The 18833-nt window shown below is 55.2% G+C and carries 17 protein-coding genes; 12 read left to right on the top strand and 5 right to left on the bottom strand.

The annotated features are described in order from the left end of the window. Positions 1-8: 8 nt before the first annotated feature. Positions 9-743 carry a polysaccharide deacetylase family protein gene (locus tag NQ038_RS08230; RefSeq protein WP_257058627.1) on the top strand — a complete coding sequence of 245 codons (735 nt, stop codon included), beginning with the start codon at positions 9-11 and terminating at the stop codon, positions 741-743. Positions 744-770: 27 nt separating this feature from the next. Here the strand turns inward: NQ038_RS08230 and NQ038_RS08225 are convergent, their stop codons facing one another. Then, a complete protein-coding gene (locus NQ038_RS08225) occupies positions 771-1463 on the bottom strand; it encodes a hypothetical protein (RefSeq protein WP_257062373.1) in 693 nt (230 codons plus the stop codon). A gap of 345 nt (positions 1464-1808) precedes the next feature. Between NQ038_RS08225 and NQ038_RS08220 the strand changes: the two genes are divergently transcribed. Then, positions 1809-2438 (top strand): excalibur calcium-binding domain-containing protein, encoded by a 630-nt coding sequence (locus NQ038_RS08220; protein ID WP_257062372.1) that lies wholly within the window; start codon positions 1809-1811, stop codon positions 2436-2438. A gap of 39 nt (positions 2439-2477) precedes the next feature. Here NQ038_RS08220 and NQ038_RS08215 read toward each other — a convergent pair whose 3' ends face one another. Together NQ038_RS08215 and NQ038_RS08210 are read right to left on the bottom strand one after the other, a co-directional pair. Then, a complete protein-coding gene (locus NQ038_RS08215) occupies positions 2478-3101 on the bottom strand; it encodes an RES family NAD+ phosphorylase (RefSeq protein ID WP_257062371.1) in 624 nt (207 codons plus the stop codon). A gap of 5 nt (positions 3102-3106) precedes the next feature. Then, on the bottom strand, positions 3107-3616 hold the full coding sequence (locus NQ038_RS08210) for a hypothetical protein (RefSeq protein ID WP_257062370.1): 510 nt from the start codon (positions 3614-3616) through the stop codon (positions 3107-3109). 214 nt (positions 3617-3830) lie between these two features. On the opposite strand from NQ038_RS08210, the gene NQ038_RS08205 reads away from it, so the two are divergent. The 5 genes from NQ038_RS08205 to NQ038_RS08185 all read left to right on the top strand — a co-directional run bounded on the left by NQ038_RS08205 (position 3831) and on the right by NQ038_RS08185 (position 11483). Next, positions 3831-4913 carry an LCP family protein gene (locus NQ038_RS08205; RefSeq protein WP_257062369.1) on the top strand — a complete coding sequence of 361 codons (1083 nt, stop codon included), beginning with the start codon at positions 3831-3833 and terminating at the stop codon, positions 4911-4913. Positions 4914-5129: 216 nt separating this feature from the next. Further along, entirely contained in the window at positions 5130-6659 is a 1530-nt protein-coding gene (locus NQ038_RS08200) for a Stealth CR1 domain-containing protein (RefSeq protein WP_257062368.1), read from the top strand. Further along, positions 6637-9399 (top strand): bifunctional glycosyltransferase family 2 protein/CDP-glycerol:glycerophosphate glycerophosphotransferase, encoded by a 2763-nt coding sequence (locus tag NQ038_RS08195; RefSeq protein WP_257062367.1) that lies wholly within the window; start codon positions 6637-6639, stop codon positions 9397-9399. The genes NQ038_RS08200 and NQ038_RS08195 overlap by 23 nt, the downstream gene beginning before the upstream one ends. A gap of 114 nt (positions 9400-9513) precedes the next feature. Beyond that, positions 9514-10491, top strand: coding sequence for a UDP-glucose 4-epimerase GalE (galE, locus tag NQ038_RS08190; RefSeq protein ID WP_257062366.1), 978 nt, complete (start codon positions 9514-9516; stop codon positions 10489-10491). Between the two features lie 56 nt (positions 10492-10547). After that, complete coding sequence (locus NQ038_RS08185) at positions 10548-11483, top strand: hypothetical protein (protein ID WP_257062365.1); 936 nt, start codon at positions 10548-10550, stop codon at positions 11481-11483. A gap of 2465 nt (positions 11484-13948) precedes the next feature. Here the strand turns inward: NQ038_RS08185 and NQ038_RS08180 are convergent. Beyond that, positions 13949-14212: a hypothetical protein gene (locus NQ038_RS08180; RefSeq protein ID WP_257062364.1), complete on the bottom strand. Its 264-nt coding sequence runs from the start codon at positions 14210-14212 to the stop codon at positions 13949-13951. Between the two features lie 129 nt (positions 14213-14341). Then, a complete protein-coding gene (locus tag NQ038_RS08175; protein WP_257062411.1) occupies positions 14342-15631 on the bottom strand; it encodes a stealth conserved region 3 domain-containing protein in 1290 nt (429 codons plus the stop codon). A gap of 892 nt (positions 15632-16523) precedes the next feature. Here NQ038_RS08175 and NQ038_RS08170 point away from each other — a divergent pair. Genes NQ038_RS08170 through NQ038_RS08150 form a run of 5 tightly spaced genes read left to right on the top strand, consistent with a single transcriptional unit; the run spans position 16524 to position 18742 of the window. Beyond that, a complete protein-coding gene (locus NQ038_RS08170; RefSeq protein ID WP_257049112.1) occupies positions 16524-16775 on the top strand; it encodes a metal-sensitive transcriptional regulator in 252 nt (83 codons plus the stop codon). Positions 16776-16814: 39 nt separating this feature from the next. Continuing rightward, the gene (locus NQ038_RS08165; RefSeq protein ID WP_257062363.1) at positions 16815-17354 is read left to right on the top strand and encodes a hypothetical protein; all 540 of its coding nucleotides are present in this window, start codon (positions 16815-16817) and stop codon (positions 17352-17354) included. A 45-nt stretch (positions 17355-17399) separates the two neighbouring features. Continuing rightward, complete coding sequence (locus tag NQ038_RS08160) at positions 17400-17792, top strand: helix-turn-helix transcriptional regulator (RefSeq protein ID WP_257049057.1); 393 nt, start codon at positions 17400-17402, stop codon at positions 17790-17792. Further along, a complete protein-coding gene (locus tag NQ038_RS08155) occupies positions 17789-18241 on the top strand; it encodes a hypothetical protein (RefSeq protein WP_257062362.1) in 453 nt (150 codons plus the stop codon). The genes NQ038_RS08160 and NQ038_RS08155 overlap by 4 nt, the downstream gene beginning before the upstream one ends. 57 nt (positions 18242-18298) lie before the next feature. Further along, entirely contained in the window at positions 18299-18742 is a 444-nt protein-coding gene (locus tag NQ038_RS08150; protein ID WP_257062361.1) for a metal-sensitive transcriptional regulator, read from the top strand. The last annotated feature ends 91 nt before the right edge of the window (positions 18743-18833 follow it).

The following is an 18833-nucleotide window of genomic DNA, read 5'->3' as shown; positions in this document are numbered from 1 at the left end:
CCGACCGGGTGCCCAATACCCGCGCCAGACGGCGCGGGTATCTGTGCGTGGTGGCGCTGCTGGCCGTGTGCTGCCTAGTGGTTGATTCGTTCATCCCCCGGGTGGCTCATTCGCGCCAGTACGCACTGTTCGGCAACTGGCTGTTCCACGCGAACACGCAGGAGAAGGTCATTGCGCTGACCCTGGACGACGGCCCCAGCGAGGATCCGGGACCGGTGCTGTCGATGCTCAACCGGCACGGGGTGCGCGCGACCTTCTTCGTCAACGGCATGTGGATGGAGAAGTACCCGACGGTGGTGCCCCGGCTGATCGCCGATGGGCACCAGATCGCCAACCACACTTGGGACCACCGGCACATGATCGGGGTGGCACCGTGGAGCATGCACCAGGAGATCGCGGGGACCGACCGGCTGATCCGGCAGGCCGGATATACGGGACGGATCGCCTTCCGCGCGCCCTATGGGGACAAGTTCATCGGCCTGCCGGCCTATATGACGGCGACCAACCGGCTGGGTGTGATGTGGGACGTGTCCCCGGAGAACTTCCGGCCGGAGCAGACCGCCCAGCAGATGGTGGAGCGCGGGATGAAGCAGGTGCATCCGGGTGCGATCATCGTGGTGCATCCCTGGTGGGACCGGGAGAAGACCCGGCTGGCCACTGGCATCATGATCGATCTGCTCAAGGCCCGAGGCTACCGTTTCGTCACGATCGACCAGCTGGCCGCGATGAACGGGCAGGGGTAGTAAATAGTGCAGGGCCTACATGAAGGATTAGGCGGGCTTACCCTTGTTCACTTCGTCAACAATTGAAGTGTCCCGAATGTGGGCGGCGAGTTCAGGAAGCAGCATCTCAGCGACCTCAATGATCGCAGCTTGTGCCTTGATGACCTCTGCCTGGCGGCGGGGATCGAACATCTGTTCGTGATGCGAGGCGCGGTTTCGCACGTTGTTGATGAGCGTGAGTTTGCGCTCGACCTGCTTGCGGTCCACCCGGTGTGGGAATGCCCAACTCAGGATCGGGATCCACAGCACTTTCTCGTGGGCTGCGTCCGTGAGGTGTCGCCAGAACCCGAACGGCAATTCGGCAATCACCTGCCCCGTGGCGGGCGAGGAGGAACGCACTCGTCGGGTCGCTTCCGAGATGCTCGTACGGTTCCTGGAGTTCAGGTCGACTGTGCGACCTCCGCGGCTTCGCAAGAGAGGTGCGTTTACAGGTGACAAGGCGTCGAAGAGCCAGTGTTCATCGCCTTGCCAGCGGTATGAGAGTGTCTCGTCGTAGACGTTGCGAATCCCCACCTCAATATGGGCGACGTCGTGCATCACCGCACCTGAGAGATTCACGCTCCACTCGTAGAGTGCCAGCGCCTGACCCGCGTCACCAGCACAGTGATCAAGGTACCTCTGCCAGCGCCCAGGCGATAGCCATGCTTGAACCCAGTCCTTGGGTTCATCTGCGCTGGACACGTATGGCTCCTCGAGATATTGGGGAACGTCAATGCCCCGGCGAGAATACCTCATCAGTTGATGACTGACAGATAGCGCTCCACCGGGGCTTCATCGACAATGATAGCACGCACCACGCGGTGCGGAGCTTGAACTCGGGCTTACTCTACGCTGCTCTCGTCGACACATAGGCATCATGATCGATCTGCTCAAGGCCCGAGGCTACCGTTTCGTCACGATCGACCAGCTGGCCGCGATGAACGGGCAGGGGTAGTAAGTTAGTCCCGGGTGGCCCGCCGGGCACGGGCCGCTATCGGAGACATCCCCGCCTTGCCCGCAGTCATGGAATCGAAGGTATAACCGCATATGAGCACGCCCTCCCCTCAATCGCGCCACCAGCAGCAGTCTCCGGCTTCGGGAGAGTCGGCGTCCAACCGTGGCGGCTGCGGTTGCCTTATCGCCATCATCGTCGTGATTCTCCTGATCATCGCCGTGCTGGTCGGCATCTTCCATGGTGACGACGATTCTGACGATTCTGACGGTTCGCCTGAGCAGAGCACGGGCGAGATGCCCACGCCCGCGATCACCTCCCCCACACCCACGCCGGCCGAAACGTCGGTCGAGCCCGTCGACGCCTACGAGTACGACGATGATGACATCATCGATGACGAGATCGACGACTCGGAGGATCACAAGGACTACTTCGTCCACCACGAGGGTCCTGCTGAGCGCAAGCTCAAGAAGTACTTGGACGAGTACGACTCGGATGACGATGACTACGACACGTACTCCGACGACGATTTCACCGATGAAGAGGACGAGGACTCGAACGAAATCGAGGACACAGATGAGGACGGGGACACCGACGACGGCGGTTCTGCCTACTACGCCAACTGCAGCGCGGTGAGAGCAGCCGGTGCGGCGCCCATCTATGCAGGCGACCCCGGATACAGCAGGAAGCTGGATCGGGACGGCGACGGAGTCGGGTGCGAGTAGGGCGGGGTCTACAACAGCTGAATATCTAAAGTTCCCGTACTACTCCAGGGGCTCATCCAGAATCTCGTACGCAGATGCCAAGGAAGTACTTACCACGTCTAGCTTGATCATCTCAGCGACAACCTCACGAAGTTCACGACGGTCAAGACACTCGACGTCCATGACACCGCCAGGTCCGAACAATGCCAGCGCGCGACCTTTGTCCGGCGAATAGCGGGGCTGGTACCAGATTCCAGTAAAGCCCGCCGCCCGAAAGCTCTTCGCCCAGCCCTGGGTAAGCTCGTAGTCAGCCGTGGAGCTGATCTCGTTGGAAAGCCGGAACTTGAACGCATCCTTGTCCGTGGTCTTTGCACAGTTCGCTTCCGTCGGAAGGATGATCTGGGAGACGACTCTATCGTCGAGAAAACTGTCAGATACGATGCCCTGTTCGATGAAGTCTGGACCTATCAGCTCCCGGGCTGCCACCTCAGCCGTATTGGCCACATAGCAGGTGCCGTCTGGGGCAGGTAGGTCAAACCGTCCCTCCATGCCAGATGCGTAGAACCATGCACCCAGCGTTCTGCGGTGCGCCCTATGCCAACGAGTGCCCTTACGGACATACTTGGAGAGGAAACCATCGAGGCTGACCGATGGTGCTTGCAGCGTGACTCTATCCCTACCCATGCGACTTATGCTGCCCAATTCCGGGCAGTACGCCGGGCAGCCGCCAGCGCATCTTCCAAATGACCATTGTCAAGGAGCTCCAGAGGAGTCCGTTTCTGCTCATCTCCGGCGAGCGGAGTCGTGATCCATAGGGCGATTGTCGCAGGGTCCACTACCTCACGGAAGACATTCGCCACAGCCAAGACATCCGACCGAACACTATCACCGCTGAACTGGAACAGAGGAAAAAGGTTGTCCCCCTCAACTTTGATCGCAAACAGCTGGTGCTTCTTCGTCTTCTTGCTCACCGCTTCACGCGAAATGTCCCACATGCTTGTGAGGGCCTTCGTCGAGTAGACCGGGCCGATTAAAGCGCTGAAGGCCCCCGGTGCCTGTGGAAGCATCCGCGCTATCCGATCACCCAGCAACGCGGGGTCATCAAGATCTTCAAATCGCTTATCCGGCATGGAGTCAAGCGCTGCACGCACACCAGCAACGATCTCGTCGCGAATCTTTTGCGCAGATCCAGTCGCCATTGTCGACCTCCCTGTACTCGATCCCTTTCACCGTACGATTCGCTGTCAACCTTGTCAACCTTTGGCACATGGCTTGCCAACGTTTGCCACTGTTGCCCCTACCGCGACCTGCAGCAGTCCCCACCCACATCACACCGCCCTCCCCCGGCTCCTTCCGTATACTTACTCATCGGGAGTATGCCGTACGACTCCCGTACCCTCGGGAGGAACCATCGTGTCTCAGGCACCCCAACCCCTACAGAACCCCGGTCAGTACCCCAGTGACCCGGGCGGGCAGCTGCGTGAGCGCCCGCACAAGAAGAAGATGTCCACGGGCAAGCGCAACACCCTGATCATCCTGTCGATCCTGCTGGTCATCATCCTGCTGATCGTCGGCGCGGTCGCCTGGTACGGCGGGGCGCTGGCCAAGAAGTACGACGAGGGCACGAACAAGCTGACGCAGGAACAGATCTTCGGCAAGGGCAACGACGTCGCGGATTCCAATGGCACCAATGTGATGCTGCTGGGTTCGGACGCCCGCGGATATGAGAACGTCGAGGACTACGACAAGTTCACCGGCGTGCGCTCGGACACCCTGATGATCGCCCACTTCCCCGCGACCAAGGGCAAGGGCGTGCAGGTCGTGTCGATCCCGCGTGACACCTTCTGGCAGATCCCCGGCAAGTCCAAAGCGAAGATCAACGCGGCGATGTCCTGGGGCGGCATTCCGCTGACCATCAAGACCGTGCAGGACTACCTGAAGATCAAGATCGACCATGTGGCCGTCATCGACTTCGAGGGTTTCAAGGACCTGACCGACGCTCTGGGCGGCGTGGACGTCCAGTCCCAGAAGGCCTTCAGCAGCCACGGACAGACCTATACCAAGGGCACCAATCACCTCAACGGTGAGCAGGCCCTGTGGTTCGTGCGCGAACGCCATGCCTTCGCCGACGGCGACATGCAGCGCCAGCGCAATCAGCAGGCCTTCCTCAAGGCCGTGGTGAAGAAGACCGTTTCCAAGGACACCCTGACCAGCCCCAGCAAGGTGTCGAACCTGGTGGGCGAATTCGCCCCCTATCTGACCGTGGACGAGGACTTGAGCGCCTCGCGGATCGCCAAGCTGGGTCTGGGGGTCGGTTCGATGACGAGTTCCGACATCACCTTCGCCACCGCTCCGATCAGTGGCGACGGGCGCGAGGCCGGCGGCCAGTTGGTCCTGTACCCGGACATGGATCGCCTCAAGGACCTGCGCAAGGCCTTCGACGATGACACGATCGCCGAATACGCAGAAGAGAATGGTGACGAGCACTACAAGTAGCGACCCGCTCCTGAGTAGTCCCCCAAGGACCACTAGCCTGCTACTCTAAGAAAGTACCCAGAAATACGAACAACGAGAAAGACCCCGCAAATGTCCACACGTTCTAATAAATCATTAAACAAGACGTCTTCGACACTTAGAACACGGGTACGCAACTTTCTCGAAGCCCACTCAACTCTAGAGACATACACCGCCCTACGCAACATTGAGCGTAGCGTGATCACGCTGGCCAAGCACCGTAGGTCTCTAGTAAACATATTCAATACTCGCAACAGCAATCAGCCACTCACATCCCCCCAAACTATACAGACTCCTGCTGAAGCACATCAGAAGACATTTCGTGCCATAATCGCCCTGCTTGAATCCAGTAATATCGATTGGTGGTCCGTCGACAACCACCAGTTCCAAACACGCGGAACACTGGCTATTTCAGAATCCTCGCTCCCATTACTTCTCAAAATATTAAAAGTCACTCCTGAAATAACGATATATCTTAAGAAAAACGCGTTGCTTCCGGAATCGCTCACCAAGCCGACAACACTCCAAACTATTCGTAACGAAGGATCGGTGCGTCTACAGCCCCAATCTATCGCAGGCCCCGAGCATATGAGCTCAGCGACGTCAGCCGCATGCGACATCGAATTCTGGAAGCTCGATGGCCAGGACGGATTACAAGCTCCAAGAAGGAATCGGGCCGCAGAATATATAGCAGGACCCGCGGCAGAACTCGTGCCGGCAACCCGTCTCAACACTAAGGTGAGAACCCCACGCGCGTTCTTGAACAGATACGTAGATGACGTGACATTCCCAATCGACGTAGTCTATACGTGGGTTGACGGTAACGATCCCCAGTGGTTAGAGAAGAAGCGTGCCACTCAAAATTCAGAAAACGACTTATACCATAGCGAAGCTACCCACACCGCACGATTTGAGTCAAAAAACGAGCTCCTCTATTCCTTACGGTCCGTTCATTACTATATGCCATGGGTAAGGCATATATACCTAGTAACTGATAAACAGATTCCAAGTTGGCTCGATACAGATAATCCAGGAATTACCGTCGTCGATCACCGTGACATATTCACTAATCAAAGTAACCTACCTACGTATAACTCTAACGCTATCATAAGCCAGATTCACCATATAGATGGACTTAGCGACCGGTTCATATACATGAATGACGATGTATTTATTGGACGACCCTTAACCCCGCAGCACTTCTTTTTCGGGAGCGGAATCGCCAGAGTCTCTCCCTCTAAGAATACGCGGCCAATCATACCTGCCAGTGCAAAAAATGAACCACACTTCAATGTTACTGAGAACATCAGAGAAATACTATGTTCCACCACAGGCATAAGCGTTTCAAAAGCAATCAAACACACCCCCCATCCCATGATTAAAAGCCTCCTCTATGACCTAGAAGCGCGGTACAGCGACGCTTATGCTACAACATTGGGTCACCCATTTCGGCACCACTCAGATATTGTTGCCGATCAACTACACCACTATCAATCTCAGATATCAGGGAAAGCAGTTCCTGGGACTCTATCATACATGTACATAAACATCCGAGATAATGCTTTCTCTCAACGTCTTGAAAGCTTGCTAAGATTCAGAAACTATGACGCGTTCTGTCTCAACGACGCACCTGTAGACGCCACCCCCATGCTAGACGGCGCGATCTCTTCCTTTCTGAGTGATTACTATCCTCTATCATCTAAATATGAAAAAAGGGAAACCGAATAATATGAATAAAGGCAATCGTTGGGATCGTACGATCTTAGGGTCTGTTAGCGTAGTAATCCCTACGTATAACGTAGAGGAGTATATCAGCGAAGCTCTGGACAGCTTAGTGAACCAATCTATCTTCACGGATCTAAACATTTTTGTTGTTGACGACGGGAGCACGGACAGCTCGGCAGCTATCGTTACGAAATATGTCCGTGCCTATGACAATATGCATTTACTTCGCGGAAACCATTCCGGCCCCGGTGCAGCACGTAATCTCGCACTAAAAGTAGCTCGTGACGAATTTATAACATTCATGGATTCTGATGATGTTATACCGCCGACCGCATACGAGCTGATGCGCAATAAACTCCAGTCGGATCCGAATCTTGAATTCGTCACGGGTAAGATGACAACCTTTCCAAAAGAGCAAGCATTTTTCTGGCAGACTGCCTACGATCATGGTGAGAGAACGGTTTCCTCGATACTCGAAGCCCCGGAGCTAATTCACTCAGGTTCTGCCTGCAACAAAATGTTCCGGCGCAGTGTTCTTGCTGAACGAGGGGAACATTTTCCTGAAACGGCCCATTTCGAAGATGCACGTGTGGTGATCCCGTTCCTGCTGCAGTCCAAGCGTTTTGCAATAGTTCCAGATACTGTGTATCTCTATCGCAAACGAGAGCATGGGGGGTCTATTATGGACTCGCTGTTCTCCAGAAAGCAAAACTATTGGGACTACCTAACCCTCATTGAGGAAGTGTCCGCCTTATCTCTGACCCTCCCGCATCTTGTAAAACGCACAGCTGAGATGTTCTGCGTTCGCGGATTTCAGGGGTTCCTTTTAAGGCAAGCAGACATCCTTACTTCTCCAGAATCAATCGCATTCTTGAGGCGCTCGTATATAGTCTTTGAAAATGTTCCGGCCTGGCTGATACGCAGAAACACACACAATCCTCGGCATGCCAACCCGTATGGCCTTCTACGTGCAATGGGACGAAGGAATGAATTCTCCGGGCTTTCGGCCGATACTAGGATTCACTTTGTCGACGGCAAGCCGCAGCTCGGGATGCTGCGGATGGGCGATTATGATTCTCTAATGCGTAGTTCAGGCTTTTCTGCCTGGGCGGAAAGCATACGCCGTGATGGGCGTTTCATAGTCGTAGAGGGACGGATCACAGGCAGAGGCCTACCTATCTCAGAAAAACCGGCAGTCGGCCTGTCTCTGCTTCTAGGAAATCGCTCGTTTGCGGCTGAATGGGTCCAGCGCGCGGATCGCCCGCCTTTAGCTGGGGCTTGGTCTGCATTTCAGGCCAGAATCCCGGTTTCGAAATGGCCTCGGGGTGAGTACTTTCCTAAGCTTCGCTTTTCTGAAGGCACCGGACATTTTAAAACAAGGCTCGTCAAGACTCTGGGGCTATTTCGAAATAGTCGAACATTTAGGTCCTCCGGGTATTTGTATGAAATCCGCTCAAATCACAAGAACCAAGTTGGCATAACAAAGTACGCCGTCCCATCAAATTTCAGACATCGAATCCGTCATTTGATTTCACGTTGGAATACAGATCGTAAGGATGATTTAACATTTGCCAATCTGGTCGCACTCCGTGCAATTTTTAAGCCGCTAATTCGAAAACGTATTTGGCTACTGGGAGAGCGCTGGGACATGGCACAGGATAATTCTGCCAGCTTATTCAAGTACCTATCGAGATCCAGCGGTTCCGATATCCAAGCATTTTATGTAGTAGATAAAGAGTCCGCGGCATATTGCAGAATGAAGAAATATGGTCGGGTAATTCCGCACGGTTCTCTAAGACACAAGGTATATCTTTGTATCGCAGAGGCTATGGTCAGCGCATTCGATACTGATACCTACCTCAAGCCACGTGGTTGGCAGAAGTCACACTTTGTAGAGTACTTTATCGGTAGAACCGACATTCGTCGAGTATTCCTTCAGCATGGCGTGACATTCCGTGGAGACGGAATAACTGGACTGCACAGAATGGCTTCTGGATATGACTTAGTTGTTTCAGCGGCTCCTTCTGAAGCAGAGTATTTCTCTAATACTCTCGGCTATTCTGATCGGGCAGTGCCAGTAGGCTTTCCACGATTTGATTCACTATCGCATGTTAGTTCAGAAGGGCGTCGAAAGATACTATTCGCCCCCACATGGCGGGCTGACCTGGTCGTTCCGTCATACTCAGAATCCGCCAATTCGTCCGATGCAGAAGCATTCAGGGAATCTCATTATTACAAATCGATCATGGATTTTCTGAACTCACCTTCGCTGCACAACTCACTGGAAAAAAATGACTGCGATCTCTATTTTCTGCCTCACTATGAGGTCAAGGAACTGTTCAGACTGGAGACTAATAAGCTCGATCGTGTCAAAATTGCATCGACCGATGAGGCCGATTTTCAAATGTGGTTAAGAATCGCCGATGTATTCATTACCGACTATTCCTCAACCAGTTTTGACGTAGCATTCATGGGCACACCGGTCATATATTTCGGATGGGACCCGGTTGACAAGACCACCGGGGAGTTCTTTGTATATAGTTATTTTCATTACCAGTCGGATGGATTCGGTCCGGTAGCTCTATCACCCGATGATGTCGTCGCTTACATAGACTTGATTGCAGATAACGGCTTCCAAATGGACGCGATGTATAAGACCCGGGTGCACTCCTTCTTCAGTCTTCCTGATGGAAAAACATACGGTGCCGCAGTTGCCGAGGCAATACGATCAATCGGGAGATGATGGCCTTCTTCAAGTCTCAAACTATAGAAGACATGATTAATGCTAACTTACAAGTCCGGGAGCGGTGATGGAGTCAGAACTTTTTGGGGGCCTCTATTTTGTGCAGGACCATCAATGTCTGTCTTGGTGACCGGTGGTGCCGGCTATATCGGATCGCACGTCGTGCGGCTGTTGGAACAGCGCGGCGACGATGTGGTGATCGTGGACAATATGTCCAATGGCATCGCCTCCCGGATCGGCGAGCTGCCCCTGGAGCAGATCGACCTGTCCCACGCCGACGCCACCGACCGCCTGGTCGAGGTCATCGAACGCTACAGCGTCGACTCCGTCGTCCACTTCGCCGCGAAGAAACAGGTCGGCGAAAGCGTTCAGCGGCCCCTGTGGTACTACCAGCAGAACGTCACCGGCCTGGCCAACCTGCTGGCCGCCCTGGAGCGCACCGGTGTGGACCGCCTCGTGTTCAGCTCGTCGGCCGCGGTCTACGGGATGCCCGACCGGCTGATGGTCGAAGAGGACATCGACTGCCGCCCGATCAATCCCTACGGGCAGACGAAGCTGATCGGCGAATGGATGATCGACGATGTGATGGCGGCGACCGGGCTCAACGCGATCAAGCTGCGGTACTTCAACGTCGCCGGCACCGGCTGGAACGACCTGGCCGACACCGCGGTGATGAACCTGTTCCCGATCGTGTTGGACCGTGATGCCCGGGGCCTGGCCCCGGTGATCTTCGGTGCTGACTACGACACCGATGACGGCACGTGCATCCGCGACTATGTGCACGTCAAGGACCTGGCCCTGGCGCACGTGTACGCCCTGGATGCCTTGGCGGCGGGCCGGCCGCGGGTCTCGACGTTCAACGTGGGCACGGGGCAGGGCGCCAGTGTGCGCGAGGTCATCGATGCTCTCTCCGATGCGCTGGGCCGGACACTGACGCCCGAGATCGGTGATCGTCGGGCGGGGGACCCGCCGCGGTTGATCGCCGATGTCACGGCGATCTCCACCGAACTGGGCTGGAAGGCCGAGTACGGGCTGGCCGATATCGCGAAGTCCGCGGTCGCCGCGGCCGCCTGGCGCGCAGCTCAAGCATAGACCTCTGTCAAACTGTATAGATTGGAGTACGACGTTTGTCTAGTGACTATAGGCCTATGGGTAGTGATAAAGAAAGCTTGTCTGCCGCTCGACGGTTACTTCAACAGGTTCTTGGTACGACGTTCGAATATATTCGGGAGTCTAATCGACCTGCGGCTGACCTCCGGTCAGTCGATGGGAATCATATCGCCGAAGTAAAGCGTATCACCCCTAAGCCATTTTTAGCGTTCAAGGACGCAATGAACAAGCAGGAGACAACTCGCAAGGTTCCTGAACTAAAGCGCCATTGGTATGTTCTCATCCGGACCTATGCAAACAGCATTCACTACCCGCCTATACCTGAATTTACTGAACCTACAGTAGCAGATAAAGACCTGTATGCGCAGGACGGGTTACTGGTGCATTCGAAACAGGATCAGGAAAACGAGTATCTACGGACCCTCGCCAAGCAGACTAATCAACACCCCAAGATAAAGGGGATGATCGATACCCTAATTCCTCATCTCATTGTTCTTGAACAATATGGAGAATCCAAGCTCTCAAAGAAATGTGCGCCGTCCACGAGCGAGGAATTGTGCAATGCTCGGACGGAGATAATCCGAATGACATCGGACGCGACCGTGATTTCCACTGACGTGGATACTAAAGCAGGCGGTATCTCATTGGTTTCCGCGCAGGGGGAAGTCAGAACAGGGCGGCCTGACATCATATCTAGTCGTATCCAAACCTGGCTTTCTCAGAGTAAAGATCAAGTCAGCAACATTTGTGAAAGCCTTCAGGAAACGTCTCCAAATACGCATCGTCACGCTATACTAGTCTTTTCGGGAGAGACCGAGCCAGAGTTTTTTGCGGTTGCACAATCAGATGATGCAATCCCGACAGGTGGCCTAAACATTCCGGATGAGATTGACACGTTATGGGCGTTGTTTGATTGTCGCGCGTTGTCTTATAACAGGAAAGACGGCTGGTATTCGCATTCGCTCGCACCATAGCGATGATAACTATGGTCACGGCATCTAGTTAGGACTCTGCTGCGATACATCATATACGGGAGGGTAAAGCTCAACCAAATGCTTCACAATGCCTATAACTCCTAAAGTTCCCAGCTTCAACAGCGGATTAGGGTGGGTTTTAGTACTGTCTCCACGACGGTCCGGTAGCGGTTATCTACCTGTCCGGTAGTACTCTGACAGCATCGTCAGGCACGATAAAATCTGACGACTGAAACAAGAGGAAGCTAATAAACCCGACGTCCACTGTGATGGTCGACGGGATCCTCACTATGTCTCATCCGACCCGGACTATCCCTACTGGCGTTGCCAGACGATTACCGCTGGCTTACCAACCGGTGACACCCCAGCGGAGGCGTTCAGGTTCTTCTCTGAGATGGAAGGCCCACGAAGCATGCCTATCGCCTAGTAATCCAAACGGCACTACTATAAGACAGCTCACTCTATGGCCCCGTTGGCGCAGTCGTTTAAATTGGGTCGTAAATCAGTGTGACGTTTATCCAGCTCGACGGACCATAGACGTGCTACCTTGGATAGAAGCTAATGACGACGACCGAAGGGAACCAAAGCCGTGTGGGGAGCGGCTACGCTGCTTCCCGAACACTATAGGGCCTGATTTTCACATCGTTCCGCATTCACGGCGAAAGCCTGACTATACAGATCGATCCGTGATACACACTCTCCCAGATTCGGGACTAAATTTGCTAACGTGTAAAATAGGCATGTAGGCATATTGACATTGTTCCGGATGGCTAGCTTGAGATTTTGAATAATCCTAATAGCCGAAAGTCACTCACACGGAGCGAGCAAAGTGCAGTGCTTGCCATCCATTCACCAAGATCGTTACAGTGTCAGAATTACCAACCCGCGCGCCTCGGTGTTTTATGAGGGAGCGGGTGCGAATCGGTGGTTACTATGCTAAACACCTCTCTGACTTGAGATATTGGGGTTGTCTAACTCTACTAAAACCCAGTGCAAAGGAGCACCTTCCAGGTGAAGGTATTTACATACCGCTCGCGTCATTTCGAAGTCACTACCGATGGTGCTAGAGTCGTGTCCTACGCCGGGGTGTCCATGCTCCGTGATGTAGCCGAGCACTCGGGCCTGTGCGCCAGGATCGCGAAGACCTTAACGGGAGGCTATAAGCACACACCCATCCGCTTGCCGGGTCGCGTATTCACCGATTTAGCCTGCGCGATCCCCGGTGGCGCCGATGCGATCTCCGGTAGAGAAGCGCTTGCCGACCGGCTGGAACTTGCACGGGCTGGTCGCACCGACGGGCACGACGTCGCGAGTCCTGGACCGCATCGATGACAGTGCTTTGGGCGGGATTCGTGATGCGCGGTTCGCCGCTCGGGCAACGGTGTAGGCGGCCGGTGCTGGCCCGGACACAGCCGATGGTTTGTGCACAAATCTCGATGCGTCCATTGTCATCTCCCACCCCGGCGCCAATGAACAGGCAGCGCCTAAGATCACGCGGACATTCGGCTACCACCCACTCCCGTGCTTCCTGCAGCGGCCCGACATCACCTCAGGTGAGGCATTGGTCGGCATCCTGCGATCTGGGAAGCCGGATCGAGTACGGCCGCTGATCACGTCACCGTGCTCGACATGGCCCTAACATCGTTACCGGAACACGTCCGGGATCGGCCGGCCGATCCCGGCTTCCCCACGGCTGCGGGCCCGGGCGGATACAGCTGCGGCCGCGCACATGTCCGCCCATGCCCACGTCGATCGGCGTGCGGATTCTCCGTTCGGGTACCCCGTGGTCTTCCCCGTCCAGCACTTCCTCGACGTCATCCCCGACGATTGTCGGGAACCCACCCTCGACACCGGTGGAGGTGTATGATGCTACGTGGGCCACCGAAGTCACCAGCCTGGTCAACCCGCACATTTGATCTGCCGGGTCTGGCAGATGATCCTGCGTAAGGAACGCTGTATCCCGGAGCCCAGCTTACGTTCGCCAGTGCCGACGACATGCACATCACCGAGTTCCTGACCAACACAACACACTGCCAGGCGTCGTGCCGGGCCAGGCCGCAGGGCTGGAACTACGCCATCGCCAGCATGCACGCGTCGAAGTTTAGCATCCGGCAGGCCAGGGCCTGCCGGATGCTAAACTTCGCATGCCTCGGGTTCGCGCTGAGAACCAGGCCTGACTCGAGGCTGTCTTGACCGTCCAGCACCTCATCACATGGCACCAGGCTCACCGGCAGCACGAGCCGGCTACCAGCACGCCCGAAAACCTGGATAGACTCGAAAGCCGCCAGTTCACGATCAGACCACCGAATACTGAGCACTCATGAAAGAGGGAGACCAGTCCTGGATTAAATTGTGTCAGGAAAGTGATCAATACACCAGGCGCCCCAAGATCCATTCTGGATCTACGTTGGCAGCCTTCAGTAGATTCAATCTAGTTTGAAGTAAATTGATAGTGGCCATATAATTCAGAGTTCTACCCTGAGACACCAACTATCACCAATCTTGTTGAGGACTTGTGTCACACTTCGTTCAAGCTGAGGCGGCAAGTCTCCAAACACGGACTCCATTGCGGCTTCTGTACCGTAAACTTCGACTGCGTCCGCAGACAACTCCTCGTCACAGCCCCAGTCTACCAAATATTCGTCGAACTTCGCATAGTCCATGAAAAATCTGTCAACCATCTTCGTAAACACAACATCACGATAGCGCTCGTACTCGATATCTCCCATATCCATTCCGACATAATCCAGCTATACCAGACAGATAGCCGACAGATTCCCTCACCATTCGTGCTAAAACATCCGCTCACATGACACCAATAAATATCCTATATGCTCATACCATACCTGTCACATCTATCACCCACGAAAATCTTTCACAAAAGAATTACCAGTTCCGGATACAACCTCAAAGCTACTTGCCACTGGGTAAATTTTACTGAGGTATTTCGGGATTAGTATATCAAGAATTCTGCTGCAAGTTTCATTTACCTGCGTTTCATTCAGGCAGAATACGTCTAAATCTCGTCTCAAAGCGAGCCTCATTAGATACATTTCTACGTCTGGACGTGTAATACTGACGTAGTCATAGTTAATACTTCCCTCGATACCGCGACCGGTTGCGTCAGCCCATTGGTGATTCAAAGATGAGGCGGTCGATATATCAAACGGGTGCCGGAATTTATGTGATTCGGTACGCCGGTACTCGTCAGTAAAGGTCCGTTCAAGTTCTTCCGCTACTGAGCGACGCTGCGCGTGAGGCGTATGTTTAAATTTCCGTGCTATCGTGCTTCCAAAATATCGGGTCATTAATGACCTATTATTCTTTGCTGCGCTTATGACAGGTAAATCCCTGGCTGTTGGCGGAGAGTAATCAAATACGGAATCTGACGAGAAGAACTTGCTTAGGCCACCAGTAGAGAAGAAAATACTCGGCGACACAGGCCTTCCGAAGAAAACATCATCGTTGATGTATAAGTAGTGTTCGCTGAGCCCTTCGATGTGATGCAGCTGAGATTCAATCGCATGCGAATTAAATGTTGGGAGTACCGATTTGTCTCTAAAAATGTCTTTATGGTCCACTCGATGAATCTTCGGGTGGTCTTCGTTTAACCATGATGGCCACTGACCATCAGTAACAACGTAGATGTTTCTGATCCAGGGTGCGTACATCTCAAGCGATCGCAAGGAGTACTTAAGCTCTGAACGGCTTGAAAATCGCGACTCGGAAACTGCTGTAGTATTTATAGAACTTAGATCGGCCGCGGACCTGGCTTGCTGCTTTTTTTGCGACCACACATGGTCGTTCCCATCCACCCAGGTAAACACTGCATCAATTGGGAAATCTATTCCGCCCGCCCGGCGAGGTGTAGCCACTTCACCTACTGTCCGAAGAGCAGACCATTCTGCAGGTTCGATATAGCGGACTCCCAAGTTCCGGTGTTTAGGATGGGAATGTAACGTTCCAGCAGCAAACTGACCTCCGTCTCGCCGTGGGATCCCAGCTCCCAGCGTCGTCCAGAACTGTACCTCCACCGACTCTCGAGGTGTGTCCAGTCTCCGGCCCTTCGCAACGACTGTGCGGCTGACATGGATTTCAAGTGGTCCGTGCCGGCGGACTCCTGGCTCCGCACCCTGACGCTTTCGCATGAACTTTGGGACTAGTTTGACTGACGAAGTCCAGCCCTCGGCTTTTCGAAGTGACTTGAGTGTCTGGATAATTCGTTGGTGATCGGCATTCTTGACGACGATTACGGGGTCAAGGTCGTCGGCCGTAGGCGGGAGATAGTACTCAACACCGCAGCCCGCTAGTAACTCGCAAACGCAGTGAAGGTTGTCACGAGCCCATGCGGCAGAGTTATACCCGGATTCCACTTCAACCGATGAGCTCAGCCGACACCGACGGTCTTGAAGCGTGGCGACGGTTTCAAGTGCTTTGCTCTTCTGTGCATCACTCAGATGGTCAATCGCGATGCCACGAACAGCGGAGTAAACAGCATGGGACATGCTCATATGACACCATCATCGTAGGTGTCTAGCCAGCTTACGAGGACCATCCCGCACTCATCCTTCGTTCGCGCTACTTCGGTTAATCATGTGTCACCGTCGGCGGCTCATCGTCGCCATGGCTCTAGCAGCTACTGAAGATCAAATTCCGTACCACTGGTTTCTACCTAATCCAGCGAGTCGGCTTGACTTGCGGTACCTGCTGTACTTCTCAGACCCTAGCATGAGTGCAGCTTGTGGGTCAGCTTAGTGTCTACTGATAGAGACGGAGTCCCTGGTTATGGGGATTCATGCAGTTCCTAGATTTATACACCCCACCCGGGTATACTGTTGACCCCTGACAGCACATCACTCAGACGCCACACCGGCCGTCGCCGCGGATGGTTCCGCCGCGTCTGCACAGGTCGCGCCTGCACAGGACCACTCCCCCGCCCACGCCCACCCGGGCACTGAAGCGACGGGCCACAGCCAGGCCGGCGGAGACCTCGGCGACGGGAAGAAACCGCACCCGGATCACGGCTACGACCAGGTCGCCATCGCCAAGCGCATGAAGCGCATCGAGGGCCAGGTCCGCGGGATCGGGCGCATGATCGACCAGGACACCTACTGCATCGACGTGCTCACCCAGATATCGGCCGTCACCGCGGCCCTGCACGCAGTGGGCGTCAACCTGCTCGAATCGCATATGAACCACTGCGTCGTCGAAGCCGCCCAGGAATCACCCGAAGCCGGCGCTGCCAAGATCGCCGAGGCCACCGCCGCCATCCAACGACTCATCAAGAGCTGAGATGCAGGCGGTGTCAGTGCCAGGTGGGACACTCGCCATATGTATGGCTTTGATCGAAACAGCGACTCCATCTGTAGCCAACGCGTGCCGGTCGACTACTGGTGGATCAACGGTGGTGCGGTCAATGGTGAAGATGCAATAGACACGATCCTGGACTTGGTTGAGCAGCTGCTGGCCGGCTGGGATTGGACCGACTATGCACTTGAAGAAGAGCTTGGCTATTTGGCCGAGCTCCTTGAGCGCGCCGGCCGGGGACAGTTGGAGCCCCTGACGGAGATCAAGCCGATACAACGTAAGTTTTTCTACCGCATGTTCGAGATCCGGCATCAGGTATCCGTTGTTCGAACCACACGAATGATGGGCAAGGTCATGGACCGCCGGGCATCAGCCGAACACGTGCGGATTTACCAAGCGGAAGGCGGCACGCTGCCAGCCGGTCACGCGCTGGCGGCGCACGTGCATTTGAAACAGATCATGCCTGATGACACCCGGACCCGGGAACTTCAGAACATCCAGATCGACAGAGCGGTCGAAGTGCTGACAGCAGGTGCATCCAGCCACTGGGGTATCCCACGGTGAGCCGCGTTCTTGTCAAGGCACCCTATATAGGATAAAACTTATACTATGACAGATCGTAAGGTCATCAGGGCACGGTCCCGCGAGAACACGCGCGCGGTGCTCGACTTCAAAGCGGCACTGGTTCAACAGCGCAAGGACCACCATCTGTCTCAGCAGGAGGTCGCCGAACGGATGGGCGCCTCCCAGCCGACCGTCAGCCAGTTTGAGACCTATGACAGCAACCCCACCATGCGTACCGTTCAGAAGTACGCGAACGCTGTTGATGCACTGATACAGATGCACGTTAGAGACGACTGTGTACGGACCGACCAGCACACGAGTTGGAGCAAAGTCTCCGACGAGGACGGAAGCGGTAATAACACCCGTATGCCGATCCAAGTGACTAAAACTGGGGGACGATGGTTGGCCCAAGACCAATTAGTGGTGGTCGGACGATGACCGACACACCAGGCGCACTCAGTTTTGGGGAGCTCATTGACGTGGACATCGTCGCCATCCACGCGGACACCCGTAATCCCAGAGACAAAATTGATCAGTCCGCCACTGATAATTACGCCGGCATGGGCTTCATCGGCATCGAGTACAACTCCGAGATGGGAGCACTGCGGTTCCTCTTCGAGGCATACGCCAACAGCACGCAGGGTTATGTCTCGGCAACGGTCGCACCCGTCTTTGGCATGACAGAGACCGGCCTCACCTCGATCAGCAACAAAGCGCTTGACGGCTTCCTTAATGAAGTTGCCGCGCCGACCGCACTGCCCTATCTCCGGCTAGAGCTAGCCGATGCCAGCCGTCGTGTATTCTCTGAGCCCGTGACGTTGCCTCTTGCCCCGAAACACGGTTTCTCGTTCAGCGCACGCATTCGGAACGAGCCTTCGGACTCCTAACCGTATACACCCGTAACTCATGAGTTGAATACCCCTCCCGGGTATAGAATCGCTCCCATGACAGCACACCACACGGACGCCACACCGGCCGTCGCCGCGGATGGTTCCGCCGCGTCTGCACAGGTCGCGCCTGCACAGGACCACTCCCACGCCCACCCGGGCACTGAAGCGACGGGCCACAGCCAGGCCGGCGGAGACCTCGGCGACGGGAAGAAACCGCACCCGGATCACGGCTACGACCAGGTCGCCATCGCCAAGCGCATGAAGCGCATCGAGGGCCAGGTCCGCGGGATCGGGCGCATGATCGACCAGGACACCTACTGCATCGACGTGCTCACCCAGATATCGGCCGTCACCGCGGCCCTGCACGCAGTGGGCGTCAACCTGCTCGAATCGCATATGAACCACTGCGTCGTCGAAGCCGCCCAGGAATCACCCGAAGCCGGCGCTGCCAAGATCGCCGAGGCCACCGCCGCCATCCAACGACTCATCAAGAGCTGAGGGAACGCGGTTCGTCCAGCTCTATGACGGACTTGCCGGGAGGTACTGCACCGGTTCACAGGACTCTTCTCCTCGCATCCAATGGCGGCTA

Source organism: Brevibacterium sp. 50QC2O2, from assembly GCF_024580675.1.
Classification (GTDB): Bacteria; Actinomycetota; Actinomycetes; order Actinomycetales; family Brevibacteriaceae; genus Brevibacterium; species Brevibacterium moorei.
The sequence above is the reverse complement of the archived record's forward strand: the minus strand, read 5'-3'. Positions and strand labels throughout refer to the sequence as shown.

What these genes read in the sequence shown, in the direction of transcription:
- NQ038_RS08220 (WP_257062372.1), top strand. Translation starts at nt 1,809, where the DNA reads ATGAGCACGCCCTCCCCTCAATCGCGCCACCAGCAGCAGTCTCCGGCT.
- NQ038_RS08215 (WP_257062371.1), bottom strand. Translation starts at nt 3,101, where the DNA reads ATGGGTAGGGATAGAGTCACGCTGCAAGCACCATCGGTCAGCCTCGAT.
- NQ038_RS08210 (WP_257062370.1), bottom strand. Translation starts at nt 3,616, where the DNA reads ATGGCGACTGGATCTGCGCAAAAGATTCGCGACGAGATCGTTGCTGGT.
- NQ038_RS08195 (WP_257062367.1), top strand. Translation starts at nt 6,637, where the DNA reads ATGAAAAAAGGGAAACCGAATAATATGAATAAAGGCAATCGTTGGGAT.
- galE (WP_257062366.1), top strand. Translation starts at nt 9,514, where the DNA reads ATGTCTGTCTTGGTGACCGGTGGTGCCGGCTATATCGGATCGCACGTC.
- NQ038_RS08185 (WP_257062365.1), top strand. Translation starts at nt 10,548, where the DNA reads ATGGGTAGTGATAAAGAAAGCTTGTCTGCCGCTCGACGGTTACTTCAA.
- NQ038_RS08180 (WP_257062364.1), bottom strand. Translation starts at nt 14,212, where the DNA reads ATGGGAGATATCGAGTACGAGCGCTATCGTGATGTTGTGTTTACGAAG.
- NQ038_RS08175 (WP_257062411.1), bottom strand. Translation starts at nt 15,631, where the DNA reads ATGCGAAAGCGTCAGGGTGCGGAGCCAGGAGTCCGCCGGCACGGACCA.
- NQ038_RS08165 (WP_257062363.1), top strand. Translation starts at nt 16,815, where the DNA reads ATGTATGGCTTTGATCGAAACAGCGACTCCATCTGTAGCCAACGCGTG.
- NQ038_RS08160 (WP_257049057.1), top strand. Translation starts at nt 17,400, where the DNA reads ATGACAGATCGTAAGGTCATCAGGGCACGGTCCCGCGAGAACACGCGC.
- NQ038_RS08155 (WP_257062362.1), top strand. Translation starts at nt 17,789, where the DNA reads ATGACCGACACACCAGGCGCACTCAGTTTTGGGGAGCTCATTGACGTG.
- NQ038_RS08150 (WP_257062361.1), top strand. Translation starts at nt 18,299, where the DNA reads ATGACAGCACACCACACGGACGCCACACCGGCCGTCGCCGCGGATGGT.